The following is a 17,249-nucleotide window of genomic DNA, read 5'->3' as shown; positions in this document are numbered from 1 at the left end:
GGACTCATCACTCCTCATCTTCGATGCCCAGTTCGATGTCCAGGCCCATTTCCTTGGCGATCCTGCGGCGTGCGCTGCAGCGCAGGGTGCGGACAGTGGCAGGCGTGATGCCCATCGTGTCGGCGCTCTGCTTGGTGGTGTACTTCAGGGCGTAGCACAAGACCATGACATCGAACTGCCGCTCCGGAAGCCGGTCCATCGCCGCATACAGACCGATGCTGTTCTCAAGCTCGTCCATCTGCGCCCGGAACTGTTCGCGAAAGTCGCGAAGGACCGCGGAGGTCGCGGCGCGGGTGGCGCGGTCGAACGCCATCGTCGCACTTGCAGCCGGTTCACGGCCGCTGATGATGAGCTCGTCGGCGACGAGCAGTTTGTGCTGCGCCCACGCGTAGGCAGCCATGTTGGGCTGCATCGTCAGGTGCGCCCATATCGCGGCGAGGTGGACGAAGGTGGCGTGGACAGCGTCGGCGGCCTCCTCCTCGTTCCCCAGCAGCACCCGGGCGTACTCCAGGTAGGGCTTGTGGTGGAGGGCGAGGAAGGCCCAGTAGGCGTTGGGCATGATCTGGCTGGGTTCGCGTGTACCGGCCGAGTCGGCTGGGGGCTGCTCCGTCACGACCGGCTCCCTTCGTCCAGCGCCTCGGGGCGAGCCGCTTCCCGCTTCTCGACCAGGCTTGCTGCTCCCACTCGGACGCCGGCACCCAGGAGCCGCCGCAGCAGGGCCCGCGCGTCGGGAGCGAAGGCCCGTCCGGCGGCGGCCAGGGCCAGCGCCAGGCTGGCCACGTCGTGGTTCATCACAGGGTGGTGGTCCTATTCATGCTTGAAGGGGGGTGAGTGCCGTTTCCCCGGGCGGCGCTCCGAGTGCGGTTGCTCTCGTGGAACAGCAAAGCGGGCTAAGTGGCCCGTTCGTGGAGACGGCCGTTGACCAAAAAGTTTTAGCCGGCTGTTACCCATCGGTCACTCAGAACTCGCACAGACGTACAGAGTTGCCCTCCCCTGAGTGCTGCTGCCCCATTTGACTTGACAGCCTCAGCTTGACCTGCGTTAACGCTGTGCCGCCGGAGGACTGCCGTTCTCTTTGCCCATTGGAAGTTCGCCGCGACACTATCGGCGCGTGTGACGTAGAGCACAGATCGACAACAGATGGTGCGCCCTTTGCGCCCCCTGGTGCGCCGGGCGTACTCAAGCCACATTGGCGTGAACCCACCGATCTGGCGGCTGCCTGGCGAGCGGACTCCCCTGTCCACCTCCGGGTGTCCGCCTCACTCCTCGGGCCCTCGGCACATGTCAGAGGTCCTGCGAAGTTCACGGCCATGGAGCTCCCCACCGCCCTCGCCGGGCTCGACGCCCACCCCTGGGCCACCGTGAACCACGCCTACGGCCCCGCCGAAGACCTGCCCGACTTGCTGCGCACCTTCGCCGAAGGCGGCGAGGACGCCGAGGACGCACTGGAGGAGCTGTACAGCTCGATCGTGCACCAGGGCACCGTGTACGCGACCAGCGCCGACGCCGCCCCCTACTACTGCAACCGCATGTGGTGTGACTGGTCGTCGCCTTGGTCGTTGGGCTGACTGTGTGATGAATCGCTGACGGTCGCGCAGATCGAGGACTGGTCCGAGGGGATAGTCGGGCTTCATGCCCGGTTCGCGGGGCGTTTTGGCAGGTCGGAGCCTCGTGAACGGGCTCTGGACTACCTGAGCACGTTGCTCGCGCCGCTGGAAAGGAAGAACGGGTGGACGCTGGCCGAGCAGGCCGGCCAGCGTCGCCCGGACGGTTTCCAGCGGCTGCTGAACTTCGCCGACTGGGACGAGAATGCGGTCCGCGACGACGTGCGTGACTTCGTCGTCGAGACGATCGGCAGCAAGGACGCGGTCCTGATCGGGGACGACACCGGCTTCCTGAAGAAGGGCGTCAAGTCCGCCGGGTTCCAAAGGCAGTACTCCGGCACGGCCGGACGCACGGAAAACTGCCAGATCGGCACGTTCCTGGCCTACGCCTCCGCCACGGGCCGGGCCTTGATCGACCGCGAACTGTACGTCCCCGTCTCCTGGACCGATGACCGGGAACGGTGCCGGGCCGCCGGTATCGGCGACGAGGTGCCCTTCGCCACGAAGATCGAGCACTTCAAGTGGATGCTGCAACGCGCGATCGACGCACGCGTCCCCTTCGCCTGGGTCACCGCGGATGAGGCATACGGCCAGGTCAAGCACCTACGGGCCTGGCTGGAGGAGCGACACGTCGCCTACGTGCTGGCCACCAAGGTCAACGACACCGTGACCACCACCGGCGGCACGGACACCGAGGTCCGGGACCTGATCACCGCCATGCCCCGGCAGGCATGGAAACGGATCTCCGCCGGTGCGGGCGCGCACGGCCAGCGGTTCTACGACTGGGCCCGGATCGCGATCCGCCCGCAGTGGGAGGACGGTTTCGGGCACTGGGTCCTGGCCCGCCGCTGCATCAGCGACCCCAGCGAGATCGCCTACTACGTCTGCTACGGTCCCGCCACGGCCCGACTGAAAGACCTGGTCAGGACCGCAGGCGCGAGGTGGCAGGTGGAGGAGTGCTTCCAGATCGCCAAGGGCGAGTGCGGCCTGGACCACTACCAGGTCCGCCTCTACCGAGCCTGGTACCGGCACATCACCCTCGCGATGGCCGCCCTCGCCTACCTGACCGCCACTCGCGCCGCGGAAGCCGCAAAAGGGGCAGCGGGGACGACGAGCAAGACCTCATACCCCTCAGCGTCCCGGAAATCCGCCGGATGATCGGGCACGTTGTCGTCACGCCCCGCTGCCACAGCAACGAGCACCGTCTGCACTGGTCACACTTCCGACGCCGCAGCCAGGCCCGAGCCCGCCGATGCCACTACCAACGCCGAGGCCAGGACCCCCACATGCGGTTGCAGTACTACCTCGCCCGCATCGCCGCTTGCGGCCGGCAGACCGTCGACGCGCTGCGGCTGCTCGGCTGCCTCGCCGAGAGCGAGGACGAGCACCACGTCGATCCAGGCACCGCGCCGCCGTCACCACCCAGCTGCCGCTGCTCATACCGCTGCTGGCCGATGAGGACGCCGCCGTCCGGCAAGCGGCCAGCCGGCCGGTCGGCCACACCGGAGACACGGGCATTGCCCTGCCCGCTGTCCGGACCCGCTTGACCGCCGAGACCGAGCCCGTCGTCCGGGCTGAGCTCCTCACCGCGTACAGCCGGCTGGACCGTGCAGGCGCCGTCGCCGAGAGCCTCGCCCTGCTCGGCCCGGACACGCCCGCACCGCTGCGCTTGGCCGCCCTGTTCGCCGCCCTGGGCCCCCAGGAGCCGTGGCTCGCATCGCCCCATGACGCCGCCCTCGGCCTGTTGCCCGCCCACGCGACGGCCGCAACCGGCTACGCGGAGGAGCACTGGGAACCGCTGAGCGCCATCGTCGAGCTTCTCCTGAGGCGGGACACCGACGCCGACCGCGACAGCGCCCTCACTCTCCTCGACACCGCGCTGCGCGACAAGCGCCCGGATGTGCGGGCCGAGGCGCTGTGGGCGGCCGACCGCGCCTGCATGCTGTCCCGCAGCGCCCCGCAAACGGCTGATCCCCGCCATCGCCCCACTCGCCGCCGACCGCACGGCCGCCCAGCTACTGGGCAAGATCGGCCCGGCCGCCGCCGAGGCCGTGCCCCTCCTCGCCGAACTCGCCGCGCAACCGGACGACGAGGCGTCCGACCAGGGCCGCCGCACTCGTCCTGGTGGCACCTCAGACCGTCGCCCCGCTGCCAGCCCGGGCTCTCGGCCGAAGCCCGCACGCCATGCAGTGCACCACCGGGTCCTCCGCCCCGGCCCATGTGCCTTTCCCGTTCGACCCGGAACTGCTCGCCGCGGTCCGCGCTCGCCTGGCCGCCAAGGCGCTGGAGGGACCCGAGGGACGCAAGGACTGCGGTTGCCCGGCGAACGCCGACCACAACGACACCGCCGGGCTGGTCCACCTGCTCAGGCTGTGGGGCCCCAGGCCGCCCGGGCGCTGCCCGAACTCTGCGCCATCCTGCCTCGGTTCCACTACGCTGCCACCGCCATCGCCTCCGTCGCCGCCGGCCTTGGGCCGGAGCAGCGCGAGCAGGCCGCCACAGCCCTGCGGGCCGACGCCGACAAGCTGCTCGTGGCCCAGGCACTGCACGGACTGACCAATGAAACCAGGCCGCTGTTTCGCCGCCGAGGCGGCGCTCGCCACTGGTGTCCGCGGCCGCGTCGAGGCCTCCAACGCCTTGGCCGACCTCGGCCCGGCCGCCGCCCGCATCGCCCCCGCCCTGCGAACGGCGCTCGCCCGCACCACCGACCGCGACACCACGGCGGAGATCGACACCGACCTCGCCCTGGTGCTCGCCCTGTGGCGCATCACCGGGGAGGCATCCGGAACCGTCCCTGTGCTGGCCTCGGTCTTCGACAGGAGCGAAGGCCAGCAGTGGTCACACTGGACGACCGCCCGCGCCGCCCGCGAGATCGCCGTACTCGGCCCGGACGGGCGCCCGCTCACCGACCGGCTCCACACTCTCCTCGAGGACCCGGCCCAAGCGCCGTCCGCCGTCCTCGGACTGCTCGCCGTCGCCGATCCGACCAGCCTCGACCGCACCCGGCTCGCCGAGGCGGCGCTGCACTCGGCCGAGACCGGCGCCGACCTCAAGGGCGCCAGCGACGCCCTGCGGGGCTCGGCTCCACCACCCTGACGCCAGAGCAGCACTACCAGCTGACCGCGCTGACGGCCCGGGACCGCCGCCTGGTCGTCTACGGGTCCGACCACGCGATGATCCGCGAGGACGAACAGCTGCGCGCCGCGCTGACCAATGCACTGCCTGCAGCCGCGGCGAGGAATGCTGCCAGAGCCTGCTGAGGCAGGCGCCGCGTCCCGGCTAGTGCTGTGACCGCATAGGTTCGCCGGGTTGGTGGCTTCGCCCCGATATTCTGCACGGCGTGATCAACTCATACGCGAGTTCGGACGATGCTGAGGTTGCGATAGCTGGGGCACGTGCCGGCGCGGACGTGGTGCGCAACATGTACGGCCAGCGGCTCACCCGCATTGACAAGGGCGCCGGTGACTTCGCCACCGCAGCCGACGTGGAGGCCGAGGAGACGATCCTCGGCGTCATCCGTGCTGCTCGGCCCGATGACGCGGTTCTCGGGGAGGAAGGTGGGCAGCAGGGTGCGGCCGACACTGTGCGCCAGTGGTTGGTGGATCCTTTGTGCGGCACGCTGAACTACGCCGTCGGCAACATGCTGGTGGCCGTCAACGTGGCGCTGCGCGACGGGGCGGCGGCGGTGGCCGACCCGTCCAGCGGCGAGGTCTTCTTCACCGACGGCGAGACCGCCTGGGTGCGGCACGACGGGATCGATGAGCAACTGGCACCCACGCCCGCCACCCGGCTGGTGGACGTCAACCTGGATCCGCCGTTCCCGAGCGCGCCCGGATTCCGAGCCGTGGACCTGCTGGCCCACCCTGAGTTCGTCGAGCGGTTCCGGCCGCGGGTCGTGTCCACGACGCTGGCGTTGGCCTGGGTCGCGGCCGGCAAGCGCGCCGCGTACGTCACTGACGGCGGCGACCTGTCCGGGAGCGTGCATTTCGCCGCCGGCATCGCTCTGTGCCGGGCTGCCGGCTGCGTAGTCACCGGCATCGACGGCGCCCCTGTCGGTCAGGCAGGCCGGGGGCTTGTAGTGGCCGCTGACGCCGAGACCCATGGGCTGCTGATGTCGATGATCCGCAGCCCTGCTGTGAACGCACAGGTTTAGCCGGATTCGGTCAAGCTGCGGCTTGAAGGGGGCGTCCGCCCCAGCGGATGCCCTTTTCGCTGCGGATGCGGGCGCTTTCCCTGCGTTTGGCGGCCAGGACGTCGGGTTGGCGGGCGTTGGCGTTGCGCCAAGGCAGGTAGCCGTGCAGCGCGCGAGTCTGGACCGTATGGTTCGGGTGGTGGGAGTTAGCGAGGGTGAACTGCCTCAGCGGTCCGAAGTGCGCCTCGATGGGGTTGGCCCAGGAGGCGTTGGTCGGGGTGAAGCACAGCTCGACGTTGTTGCGCCTGGCCCACTGGCGGATCTTGGCGCCCTTGTGGGCGGACAGGTTGTCCAGGATCACGTAGATCGGGGCGCCGTCGGGACGGGCCTCGCGGATCGACCGGAGCGCGGCCAGGCTGTTCGCGGCGCCCTTGCGGCGGCGGTTGACACCCCACAGTGTGTCGTCGCCCACCGAGTAGCAGCCGTGGAAGTAGGTCACGCCGTGGGTGCGGTGGTAGGTGGCCGGCAGGCGGTCGGGGCGGCTCTGTTCGGCCCAGCAGCTGCCGCCGGTGGGACGGATGCCGAGCGGGCCGAACTCGTCGAACGCGAACGTCCGGTCGGGGAAGCGTTCCAGGACATGCTCGATCCGGTCGAGCTTGGCGTCCCGCTCGGGGTCGGTGGACTCCTTCCATGTCCTGGTGCGCTGGAAGGTGACGCCGCGTCGGGCGAGCAGGCAGCGCAGGGCCTCGCGCCCGATGCAGATCACCCGGCCATGAACTCGACGGAGGTAGGCGAGCAGTTTGCGGATCGACCAGCGGGTGAAGGGCTGGCCGAGCTTGGCCGGGCGAGTGGTGGCCGTCTTGATGACGAAGTCCTCGTCGTCAGGACAGAGCAGGCGGAGACGGCCTCCCGCCCAGCGAGGGTCCAGACAGGCCAAGCCGATCTCGTTGAAACGGTGGATCACGTCCCGCACAGTGTCCTCGTCGGCCTGCACCAGCCGGGCGATGACCGGCACCCGGTTGCCGCCAGCAGAGGCCAGCAACATCATCGCCCGCCGGTAGCGCACCGAGCTGGTACTGCCCCGCCGCACGATCCGCCGTAACTGCTGGCCCTCCTGATCGGTCAGTCTGCGGACCTTGACCGGCTCTGCCACCACGCCTCCCGACACTGCGTTGAACGTCTCCCGACATCCAACCGGCCCAGCCACCACGAGCGCCAACCGCAACCCGGCGAACCTATGCGGTCACAGCACTAGCTCGGGTTGAGCGGGTAGACTCCGGTGCCTTCGTACGCCTCGGCGTCAGCGAGCGCACGGTCACCAGCTCCCCGGTTTTCGCCCCCTGCCAGGCGATGGCTGCCGGATGCGTCACCGTCCATTCGGTGGTCAGCCAGGAGCCGGCGTCCAGGGCGTGGGTCGTGATAAAGGGCACGGTCTCGGCGAACCGCAGGCGCGCGGCATGGGAGCCGGCACCAGGCACAGTGCGCTCGGCGGCCAGGACGGACGGGGCCGGACCCGCCCGGTTCCCCGGCAGGACTCGTTGTACAGGCCGGTGAAGAACGGGTCGGCCTGGTAGAGGGAAACGAGCGCCGTGTGATCGAAGACAGCCATCAAGTTCACCCGGCGCCGCCCTGATGTGCGCGGATCTTGATCCCAGGCCGCCTGTCCAGCCTGCTGCACCTGCTCGGTGTACTCCAGCCCCAGCTCCGCCGCAGCCTCCAGCGCCCGCGCAACCGGCATCCTGTGGGATCGCGTCTCGGTGTGCGGTGACGTCAGAAGTCGTCGCCCCCTCGCATGGTCATACGAGGTTGAGCTGTGTGGCCGAGAGAGTCAGGAGCCGTTCCACGTCGGAGGGGATCGCAGTGCACCCCGTCGCCTGGCCACCCGCCCCGATCAAGACCGCGCGGCTCGTGCTCCGCAAGTCTGAGGCCCGGGACCGTGCGCCGCTGATCGACCTGGCTGCCTCACCAGAAGTGGGCACCTATGTCGGTGGCGCTCGGCCGCGTGACGAGGTTGAGCGCGCAATGCCAGAGGTGCCCGGGCAGCGCTTCGGCTTCTTCGTGGTCGAGCTTGACGGAGCAACGATCGGCATGGTCACGCTCGATCGGCGCGACCCGGAGCGCAAGGGTCACATCCGTCCGGAAGGCGGGGAGCCAGAGCTCGGCTACATGTTCCTGCCGCAGGCGTGGGGACACGGGTACGCCACCGAGGCATGCGCGGCTGCGCTTGACTGGTTCACCGACGCGCATACCGGCGAGCCGGTGGTGCTCTCCACCCAGACCGCCAACGAGGCCTCGATACGGGTCGCGGCGAAGCTGGGGTTCACCGAGGTGGAGCGGTTCGAGGACTACGGCGCCGAGCAGTGGCTCGGCGTGTGGTCCGCGGGCACGCCGTCTGAGTGACTGACGGTCTGAGTGCCCAGACGACGATTCTGGACCGGCAGCGTGCCGGGGGCGGTGCAGACGTCGGCGGTGTCTCACCGCTCCGGCTCAACTCTTCGCTACAGGCTAGTTCTTCGACCATGCAGCGCGGGGCCCCTTGCACACCGAATGCCGGGGCCTGAGTGTGTTGTGTGCCCAGGTCAGATGGGCTTCGGAGTTGCGCGGGCGGCGTTCGTGGTCCTGGACGTTACGGCGGGATTTCGTGATTCATCTGAGGGCTCGTACGAGCGAGGCCCCGCCCGATCGTCGGATCGGGCGGGCCCTGCGTATCCGCCGGCCCCCAAGCCTCGGCGGGCGCGGTCCGGAGGGGCGACCTGGCCGCCGTCATGGCGGCCCGGGGCGCCCGAGCCGCCGACCGCCTGCCCCGGCCGGCCGGGCGGGCGGGCGTGTGCGCCTCGCGGACGGTCAGCCGGCCGCCGGCGGCGTCCAGCTGGCCGTGACGGTCAGGTGTGCCTGGTTGTTGCCGTTGACGATGCCCAGTTGGAGGTCCTGGGTGAGCTGGAGGCCGAAGGTGACGGTGACTTCGGTGGGGGGCACGGGCACCGAGGTCATGGCGGAGTGGACCTCGCGGACGAGGGCCCCCAGCGGCTTCAGGGTGGAGCGCAACGCGTCGGTGGCGAAGGCGGCGACCGCGTCGGCCCGTCTTCCGACGGGGACGACGGGGCCGAGGCCCTCACCGGGCGTCGGAGCCGCCGTGGCGGGCCCCGAAAGGAGGAAACGGACGGTGGACGCGTCCTCCAGGCCGATGGTCTCGCTGATGTCCTCGGTACTGGTCATGAAGGAATGGTGCGGGCGGGACCGGTGGACGGGCCCGCCGTTCGGGTGACCGGTTACAGAATCGTGGCATGCCCGAGTCAGGTGCAGGGTGCGTGTGAGGGGGTGCCGTCCGGGAGCAGCTTCCGCTCGGCCTGGGTGTAGTCGCGTGCCGCGGCGGCGCACAGCGCCCGGAACTGGACGTCGGGCCGCAGGTCCAGCACGCGGGCCCGCTCCCCGTCCTCGAGCAGCAGCCGGCCGTCCGCCGTGACCGCGGCCGTCGCCGTGTTGACCTCTATGCCGTAGGCCTGCTTCACCTCGACGGTGACGGCGGTTCCCCGCTCTGGGTCGTGGACGGTGAGGGTCTTGGCGTTCCAGGTCAAAAGGGTGCCGTCCGGCCCGAAGCCGACCAGGTTGGTCAGGGTGGGCACCGTGACGGAGCCGGGCAGCTGCCTGCCGGCATCGACGTCCCAGACAGGAACCCGGCCGTCGCCCTGCAGCACGGCCAGCCGGGTCCCGTCGGCGCTGAAGACCATCGTGTCCCCGTGCCAGTGCATTGTCGTGCTCGTCGTGCCGACCGCCAGGCCGTGCAGCGGCGCGGCGAAGCGCTTCTGCGTGCGCAGGTCCCACAGGCCGATCTCCCCGTTCGTGGTGCCCGCCCGGCTGACGACGGCGACCTGGCCCGGATGCCCCGGTCTGGGTACGATCCGGCCCTCCCCCCACATGTCCCTCATGCGGTCGGCGTCTTCGGGGTCCTCCTGGGCGGAGAAGGCGGGGGTGAGGACCTCTCCGGTCGCCGCGTCCAGGCGGGCCACCGTACCGTCCGACCCGAGGAGCGCGACCTCCGATCCCTGGAGGCCGACGAGGCTGTCGACGACGACGTCCTTCTTGAGGAGCCGTGGCAGATCCACGCTCCGGCCGAGATCCGCGGTCCAGTAGGCACGGAAGAGGCCGTCGTCGCGCTGCCAGACCACGATCCACCGGCCGTCGGCGGTCCAGCTGACCCGAGTGCCGTCCTTGTCCGACGTCAGGGCCACGGACCGGTGGTGTGTCCGGGCGGCGTCCAGTACCTGGAGGGAGTCGCGCGTCAGGCGCGCGATCGTCCCCCGGTCCGGGGCCAGGGCGTACTCCCCGTCGGACGTGTCCCCGCCCTGGAACCGTGCGGTGCCGACGGAGTCGGCGCCCACCACCAGGAGCGAGTTCCCGACGGGGACCAGCACCACGATCCCGTCTCCCGGGCCCGGCGCCACGGCGAGAACCCCGCGCGCGCCCTGAACGTCGCCGGGGTTGGGAAGGCGGGCCGTGAAGTACCGCCCCGTGCCGAGATCGAGCAGGCCGGTGTCGGCGTAACCGCCCGGGGTGCTCTCCTCATAGCCAAGCCCGGGCCCGTACTGCTCGTAGACTCCTGATGCTTCCGTCCCCCGTTGCTGGGACGCGAGCGAGGGCAGTTCTGTGACCGCCCCTGGGGTACGGCCCAGCGGGCGGCTGTAGGCCCGGCCTCCTTCGGTCCAGAAGGCGAGTTCGCCGCCCGCCTTGAGTTCGAACGTCCCGTCGGCTGCGTCGGGGGAGGGTCCCGCGGTGTAGAGCGTCCGGCCGCTGGCGAGGTCCTTGACCGTCAGCTGCTGCGGGGCCTTGGGGTCGGAGATGCCCATGACCACGGTATCGGCGTCGCCGGTGAAGGCGACCTCCCCCACACGGGTCCGGGGCAGCAGGTCGGCGGCGACGGTCAGGCGCCGGCCGGAGGGCACCTCCCACGCGTCGGCGAACGCGGCCACGCAAGGCCGGGTCCCGTTGTAGCACTCCATCGTGTGGTCGGTGAGGGTGCGCAGCAGGCGGGTTCCGTCCGAGCTGAAGTCGACGGAACTGCCCGCGCCATCAGGCAGCTCACGGACGGGGAGCGGGAGCGTCTCGGGGTGGTCCGGGCTGTCGAGGCGCCACAGCCGTATCGCATCGGGCGAGGACACGGCGAACAGGCGGCCGTCGGGACTGATGGCGCTCTCGTACCGTGCCTGCACTTCTCCGCCCAGCCTCCGGGTCCGGATCCGGCCGTCGAGCGCCCCGGTGACCAGGGTGAACACGTACCGGTCGCCGCCCCCGAGGGGCCGGGCGGCAACCACCAGGGTCCGGCCGTCGGGGGTGGCGTCCATGCCGCTGACGTTCCCCTCCCAGACGGAGGGGTAGGAGTGCAGGAGGTCCGGCTGGCGTACGTACTGCCGCAGCAGTGCCTCGGCGGTCTTGGTGGTCCGTTTGGTGCTCCTGGCGGCGAGCGCGAGTTGCAGCGCGGTGGCCGGTTCGCGGCCCGGCATGTCGTCAGCCGCCAGGGCGAGCAGGCCGGCCGCCTGGACGCGCAGTTGGTCCTCGGTGCGCCGCAGCCCCTGCCAGGCGAGGAGGGCGAAGATCGCCGCGAGGCAGGTCAGGGCGGCGAGCGTGGCCACGGCGGCGCGTCGAATCCGGGCGCCGCGCCGGGCGGCCCGGGTGCTCAGCCGGACGTAGTCGGTCTCCTCGGCAGTGGTGTCGTCCGGATGGTCGGCGAGGCGCCGCTGTGCCTCCGCCAGCTCGGTGCCGCCGAGCAGCCGGGCGGCCTCACGCCCATGGGCCTCCCAGCGCCGCAGATCGGTGCGCAACTGCTCCTGCCAGGTGCGGAACTCGCGGGTGTCAGTGAGCCACCTGTTCAGTTGCAGCCACAGTCGGGTGAGGGCTTCGTGCGCGAGGTCGACGATCTCACCGGAGCCGTCCGGGGCCGGGGAGAGGACGACGAGCTTGCCCGTCGCCAGTTCCCGTGCGACCGGGACGAGTTCGGGTGGCAGATCGCCGATTCGGGTGGGCCTGCGTACGAAGCCGTCTCCTTCGGGCCGGGCCAGCTGGACCAACAGCCGTCGTGCGGAGCGGCGCTCCCGATCCGTCAGGGACTCGAGACTCTCGTCGGCGTACCCGACCAGGGCGCCCGCGACACCGCCCAGTTCGTCGTAGACGGCATGCGTCAGCATCGAGCGGCTGCGGCGTTCCCACAGTTGGGTGAGCGCGAACTGCACCAGGGTCATCCGCCCCGGTGCGTCGGCGGCGTCCGCGACGATCCGCTGGGGCAGTCCGGGCTCGAACCACAGACCGGGCTCGGCGTCGACGGGCGCGGTCACCGCGCGCTCCAGGGCTTCACCAGCCAAGGGCGCGAGGAACTCGACGGCCTCTCCGGCCAGTTCGGATGTCTCCGGGGTCACCAGGGCCTCCAGCGAGCCCAGGCGCCCGGTGGCCACCACCCGCAGCAGTGTGGCGCCTTCCCGGCCCGCGAGGGCGGCCAGCAGCCGGAACAGCTCCCGGGCGTCTTCGGGGGCGCCGACCGCATACTCCTCCAGCTGGTCCACGAAGAGCAGGTGCCCGGCGGGCGCGGCGCCGGGCCGGGCCAGCAGCCGGGACCGTAGCTCGGCCGGTACGTCACGGCCCGCCTCCAACAGCCGGGCCAGTTTCTCCGTCCGGGCGAGCCGTTCCACCTCACCGGGTGCGGGATCGAGCAGGTCGGTCAGGGCCCTGGCCAGCACCGCGGCGGCCGGTACGCCGGGTACCGCGCGCACTGCGGAGACGTCCATCCCCGCACCTCGCGCCTTCGGCAGCACTCCGGCTCTGACCAGCGAAGACTTACCGCATCCCGAGGGGCCGACGACCAGGGTGACCGGTCGTCGCGACACCGCCCGGAAAACCCGCCGGGTGTCGTCGTCGCGTCCGTGGAAGAACTCCGCCCCGTCTTCGGCGAAGGGTGCCAGCCCCTGGAACGGGCAGCGCGGGCGCAGCGTCCGCCCGTCGACCAGGTCGGCGGAGGGCAACAGGTAGGCGGTGCGGTCGCCCTGGTGTGCGGCAACCGTCATGCCGACCACGCCGTCCTGGGTGTCGTCCCAGACGGGCGATCCGCTGAACCCGCCCACGATGGTCGGACCGCTCCCACGGACCTCCATCTGCACCCAGCCGGAGCCCTGCCCGGCCCGTAGCACCCCGGATGCCCAGATGCCCTGGTCGGCTCCGTACGGGTAGCCCAGCGCGCGGAACGTGTGGCCCCAGACCGAGGTGCCGTCGACGAGCGGTGCCGGGCGTGTCCCCGCCACGGGTGCGTCCAGCCGCAGGAGCGCGACGTCCTGGCCGGCGTGGCGCCAGGACACCACGCCCGCCCGGGCCGCGGGCCGGCCCTCGACCAGCGGGAAGTCAAGGACCACGGGCCCTGTGGCAGGGTCGCCCACGTGGGCCGGCCCGCGGGCTTGGCCGATGACGTGGGCGCAGGTGCACACCAGGTCCGGAGCGACGAGGAATCCGGCGCCCACGACCTCGCCGTCAGCGCCCCTGATCCGTACCTGCGAGGCGTCGAGCACTCCGCTCCCGCGTACCGCGGCCATGGATTCCCCCCGATTCCCAGGCTCGGGCCAGCATCCGCCACACCGCAGTCACGGGCAACACCTGTACCGGCCGCATACCGGAGGAACCGAAGGTGTCCCGATCTCGTCAGAACGGCTGGTCCATCCTCCGGAGGCCGTAGGCGCGGCTGCGTTCCCCCGGCCGCCGCGGCCCGGTCACGCAGGAGCGCCGAGCGGCGGGTGCTCGAGCACCCGGGGCCTGTACTCGACCAGCTGGATGCGGCCGTCGAAGGTGCGGTGCTCGATCATCTCCAGGGCAACGTCCGGATAGCCGTCATAAATGCGTTCTTCGCCCGTGGCCCCGGTGATCACCGGAAACATCACCACCCGGAAGCGGTCGACGAGTCCGGCTCGTAGCAGGGAGCGGGACAGGCTGAGGCTGCCGATGGTGCTGAGGAGCCCCGAGCCGCTCGACTTCATGGCGCGGACCGCCTCGACGGCGTCGTCGCGGACGAGCGCGGAGTTGGCCCACGTCAGTGGCTCCTTGAGCGAGGAGGAGAACACCACCTTGGACGCTTGCGTGAGCGCGTCGACGGACGCCTCTTCTTCGGGCCTGAACCCGTCTTGGCCGTTCGGGACCTCGCCCGCGGCGAAGCCTGACATCAGGCGGTAGGTGTTCGCTCCCATCAGGTAGGTGGCCTCGGGCTGCTCACCGAGCCATGCGAGGTATTCCGGCCCCTCAAGGCCCCAGAACCCAGGCCATCCTTCTCCCGATGCGTGGCCGTCGAGGGAGGTGATGAAGTCGACGAGAAGCTCCGACATGATGGTGGTCCTTTCTTGGGGTGTCGCGAGCTTGGACTGGCCGCGAGCCGCGAACTCATCGGCCGTTCTGTGGGGCAACGAGCTGTGGGGCAACGAGCAGAATCATGACGCGGCAAGCGACCAGATCGGCGGAGCGCCACCCGCGAACGGCGGGCCGGCCGTCACGCTCGGCGGAGCCGCGTGCAGCGCTGAGGGGCCTCGTGGCGGGCACATCCCCACGGCGTCATGGGCTGTGGGACGCGGCGGCCTTCCCGAACCGGTATGCGAGACAGCCGCACCACGGGGTGACCGGACCGGACCCGCCCTCCACGACAACGTAGAGCTGCGGCAACAGGGTCTCCTGGAGTACTCGTTGGCGTAGACATGTACCCACCTGCCAAAAGGCCCCTGCTTGCGTGCCCGGAGCCCACCGCGATCACCTGAACGGCGTCCCCGTTCGACCAGCGCCCCACAGGATCGGGACGGCGGCAGCCACTTACGCGTCGGGGTGCTCCGGCAGGGCGAGCCAGTCCGGCCAGGAGATCTCTCGGCCGAGGAAGCGGGGCTGCTCGAACGGCCAGTCTGCGGCGATCCACTGTGGCACGAGTTCGTCGAGGGCCTGCTCGACCTTGCTGTCCACCAGCTCGTCCACCACCCACCAGGAGATCTCGCCGTCCGCGCCGATCCTCTCCGGTGGGTCAATGTAGACACAGCCGAGCAGAGCCGTCTCCGCCGCGTCGAACAGTGCGTAGTTGAAAGACTGGTGTGCGGCGATCTCCTGCTCGTGCCGCAACAGGTCGGCCCGGTCGGCCTCGTAGGTCATGGTGGCCGCGGGCCAGCCCCAGGCCGGGCCGTAGATGGTCCACAGTCGCTCGCGCGAACCCATCACAGCCGGATAGTCGAGCGGGGTGTCCGCCTCCCGGATCGGCCGCAGGTGATGACCACTGCCTGGCAGTGGGACCAGGACGGGATGCACGAAGTTCGCGGGGAGCCAGCTCATAGCGCCCGACCGTAGCAGCGCGCGGCCGCCTGATCCCCTGGAATTTCCCCGTATACCGCCGGGCTCTGCTCTCAGGCCGGGCAGTGCTCGCAATCCCCCGATCGAGACGTCCGTTCAATCGACGGATTCCGTGTTCGGTACGGCGCCGAAGGGGCTGTCTCATGCGGTGCTGGCCCTGACTCGTTCGCCTTCGGAGAGCAGCGAACGGGGCAACGCAGCCAAGGCACCGGATTTCACGGGCGCGGCGGATACGTCGCGAGGCTCGTCAGTGCCCATGTCCCGTCCTGCGTGAGGTATCTGTCTCCCTTCAGGCCCACCTCTGCGAGAGCCTCCTTGAACTGCTCTTCGGTCAGCGGCCGGGACACGAACGTCTGGGTCCATACGGCGTCCGGAGACTCATACTTCGCGTGCACCGAGTTCGCACCGTCGCCAGTCGGCTCCGCCGACACGATCCGTACCGTGAAACCTCCGGGATCGACACGCTCGCGCGGCAGGTTCGTGTGCCAGTCCTCGTCGCCCTCCCGTTGGATCAGCACACAGCCGTCCGCCGCGAGGCGCCGGAGAGCAGGTGCGCAGCAGCGCGCGCCGCACTTCGATGTCTCCGACGTGTACGAGGAACGACGCAAGCGTCACCGGGCCGAACGACTCGCCCAGGTCGAGGTCCTCGATCGCACCGTGTATCGCGCGTGCCCCTCGAACGCGATCGAGCATCTCCTGGGACTCGTCGACAGCCGTCACCCCGAAACCCCGTTCCAGGAGCGGGTGGGTCACGCACCCTGCGCCACAGCCCAGTTCCAGGATGCGCGCGCCCGGCGACACGGCGCTTGCGATGATGTCCGGCTCGGGCCCCGACTGGCAGTCGCGTGTACAGCTCGACCGCGCAGCCGTCCGGGGTGACCGCCCCGGGTCCGGTCCCCTGGTGCCCCGCTCGCCTGTTCGGCTCCATGCCGGTCCAACGGTCGGGACAACTCCGCGGTTTCCCCGCACCGCCTGTCTCCGGGTGGCAGAAGTCTACGGCGGCCGTGCTGGCGGGGCGGAAGGGGGGTTGGGCTGTGCCCTGCCGGTCTTGGTCGCGAGCTGCTTCAGGAGCAGGTTCACAGGGTTGGCCACCATCGTCCCGGTGACGTCCAGGAAATCGGAAGCGCCGCCGCCCGTGCGTCTCGTACGCTCGGCCCGCACCGACCCGTCGAGTACCAGCAAGGACTTTGTGAATCACTCCGATCTCCTCGCCAAGGCCCCCTCGCTCGCGGCCGGCATGGCCGCCGCCGATCACAGCCCGGACGCCCAGCTGTCCCAGACTCGCCACCGTGCCGCACTCGTGGCCGGCTGGCACATCGCACCCGGCTCTACCGTCCTCGAACTGGGCTGCGGGCAGGGCGACATGACCGCCGTCCTTGCGGAGGCAGTGGGGCCGAGAGGGCGTGTGGTGGCCGTGGACGTGGCTGCGGCCTCCTACGGGGCCCCGGTCACCCTCGGAGAATCGGCAGCCCGGCTCGCCGCGGGCCCTCTCGGGCCGCGTATCGATGTCCGCTTCGGCACGGACGTCCTCGATCCGTCAGTCGACTTCCCCAGAGGTACGTTCGACCATGTGGTGCTCGCACATTGCTCCTGGTACTTCAGCTCGCTCGGGCAACTGCGCGACACGCTGGCCCGGGTACGGCCGTGGACGCGGCGGCTGTGGTTCACCGAGTGGGACCTGACACCTGTCTCCGACGACCAGTTGGCGCACCTGCTCGCCGTGCTGGTCCAGGGGCAGGTCGAGGCCGCGGGATCGCATAGCCAGGGCAACGTCCGCACACCTTTCTCCCGTGAGCATCTGCTGCGCCTCCTGCCCGAGGCCGGCTGGACGGCCGACAGCAGCGAACCGGTCGATACCGACGGGCTGCAGGACGGAGACTGGGAGATCGCAGCCTGCCTGGACCTGGTGGGAAGCGATGGGCCACTGGCCGCACTGCCCGATCCGATGCGACAGCTCGTCCTGAGTCAGGCCGACGTGCTCCGGGCGATCGCCAAGCCGCGCGGCAATCGCGCCCTCGCTGCGTACTCAGTCACCGCGCGCTGAGACAGGACCCTGCGAGCGGGCCGGTCAGCGTTCATTGAGATCGGTCTACGGCGACGGCCTGCACCAGGCGGGTAGGCCGTCGCCAAGGCACGGGCGAGCCGGCACACCGGTGGGCAGGTTGCGC

Annotated in this window: 13 protein-coding genes and 1 pseudogene; 6 read left to right on the top strand and 8 right to left on the bottom strand. The window is 70.5% G+C overall.

Features of this window, described 5'->3' with window-relative positions:
- Window positions 1–7 precede the first annotated feature (7 nt).
- Together AW27_RS33395 and AW27_RS33390 are read right to left on the bottom strand one after the other, a co-directional pair.
- The gene (locus AW27_RS33395; protein ID WP_037922714.1) at window positions 8–613 is read right to left on the bottom strand and encodes a sigma-70 family RNA polymerase sigma factor; all 606 of its coding nucleotides are present in this window, start codon (window positions 611–613) and stop codon (window positions 8–10) included.
- Window positions 610–792, bottom strand: coding sequence for a hypothetical protein (locus AW27_RS33390; protein ID WP_037922711.1), 183 nt, complete (start codon window positions 790–792; stop codon window positions 610–612). The genes AW27_RS33395 and AW27_RS33390 overlap by 4 nt, the downstream gene beginning before the upstream one ends.
- A 518-nt stretch (window positions 793–1,310) precedes the next feature.
- Here AW27_RS33390 and AW27_RS33385 point away from each other — a divergent pair.
- The 4 genes from AW27_RS33385 to AW27_RS33370 all read left to right on the top strand — a co-directional run bounded on the left by AW27_RS33385 (window position 1,311) and on the right by AW27_RS33370 (window position 5,757).
- Entirely contained in the window at window positions 1,311–1,568 is a 258-nt protein-coding gene (locus AW27_RS33385; protein WP_037922709.1) for a hypothetical protein, read from the top strand.
- 30 nt (window positions 1,569–1,598) lie between these two features.
- Window positions 1,599–2,762 (top strand): IS701 family transposase, encoded by a 1,164-nt coding sequence (locus AW27_RS33380; protein WP_106967604.1) that lies wholly within the window; start codon window positions 1,599–1,601, stop codon window positions 2,760–2,762.
- A gap of 1,401 nt (window positions 2,763–4,163) precedes the next feature.
- On the top strand, window positions 4,164–4,700 hold the full coding sequence (locus AW27_RS33375; RefSeq protein ID WP_052030745.1) for a hypothetical protein: 537 nt from the start codon (window positions 4,164–4,166) through the stop codon (window positions 4,698–4,700).
- Between the two features lie 244 nt (window positions 4,701–4,944).
- Window positions 4,945–5,757 (top strand): inositol monophosphatase family protein, encoded by an 813-nt coding sequence (locus AW27_RS33370; RefSeq protein ID WP_037922704.1) that lies wholly within the window; start codon window positions 4,945–4,947, stop codon window positions 5,755–5,757.
- Window positions 5,758–5,767: 10 nt separating this feature from the next.
- Here AW27_RS33370 and AW27_RS33365 read toward each other — a convergent pair whose 3' ends face one another.
- Window positions 5,768–6,889 carry an IS630 family transposase gene (locus tag AW27_RS33365; RefSeq protein WP_037922701.1) on the bottom strand — a complete coding sequence of 374 codons (1,122 nt, stop codon included), beginning with the start codon at window positions 6,887–6,889 and terminating at the stop codon, window positions 5,768–5,770.
- A 707-nt stretch (window positions 6,890–7,596) separates the two neighbouring features.
- On the opposite strand from AW27_RS33365, the gene AW27_RS33360 reads away from it, so the two are divergent.
- Complete coding sequence (locus AW27_RS33360; RefSeq protein ID WP_236647667.1) at window positions 7,597–8,136, top strand: GNAT family N-acetyltransferase; 540 nt, start codon at window positions 7,597–7,599, stop codon at window positions 8,134–8,136.
- Between the two features lie 444 nt (window positions 8,137–8,580).
- Here AW27_RS33360 and AW27_RS33355 read toward each other — a convergent pair whose 3' ends face one another.
- The 5 genes and pseudogenes from AW27_RS33355 to AW27_RS33335 form a co-directional block, all read right to left on the bottom strand.
- Entirely contained in the window at window positions 8,581–8,952 is a 372-nt protein-coding gene (locus AW27_RS33355; RefSeq protein WP_037922699.1) for a CU044_2847 family protein, read from the bottom strand.
- A gap of 77 nt (window positions 8,953–9,029) precedes the next feature.
- Window positions 9,030–13,304, bottom strand: coding sequence for an nSTAND1 domain-containing NTPase (locus AW27_RS33350; protein ID WP_106967602.1), 4,275 nt, complete (start codon window positions 13,302–13,304; stop codon window positions 9,030–9,032).
- Between the two features lie 174 nt (window positions 13,305–13,478).
- On the bottom strand, window positions 13,479–14,084 hold the full coding sequence (locus AW27_RS33345; protein WP_037922693.1) for a dihydrofolate reductase family protein: 606 nt from the start codon (window positions 14,082–14,084) through the stop codon (window positions 13,479–13,481).
- Between the two features lie 475 nt (window positions 14,085–14,559).
- A complete protein-coding gene (locus tag AW27_RS33340) occupies window positions 14,560–15,063 on the bottom strand; it encodes a GNAT family N-acetyltransferase (protein ID WP_037922691.1) in 504 nt (167 codons plus the stop codon).
- Between the two features lie 233 nt (window positions 15,064–15,296).
- Window positions 15,297–16,009 (bottom strand): annotated as a pseudogene (locus AW27_RS33335) (class I SAM-dependent methyltransferase).
- A gap of 261 nt (window positions 16,010–16,270) precedes the next feature.
- Here AW27_RS33335 and AW27_RS33330 point away from each other — a divergent pair.
- Entirely contained in the window at window positions 16,271–17,125 is an 855-nt protein-coding gene (locus AW27_RS33330; protein ID WP_037922688.1) for a class I SAM-dependent methyltransferase, read from the top strand.
- Window positions 17,126–17,249 lie beyond the last annotated feature (124 nt).

It is taken from the genome of Streptomyces sp. PCS3-D2 (assembly GCF_000612545.2).
Classification (GTDB): domain Bacteria; phylum Actinomycetota; class Actinomycetes; order Streptomycetales; family Streptomycetaceae; genus Streptomyces.
Note: the sequence above shows the minus strand (reverse complement) of the source record. Positions and strands in the feature narration are given on the sequence as shown.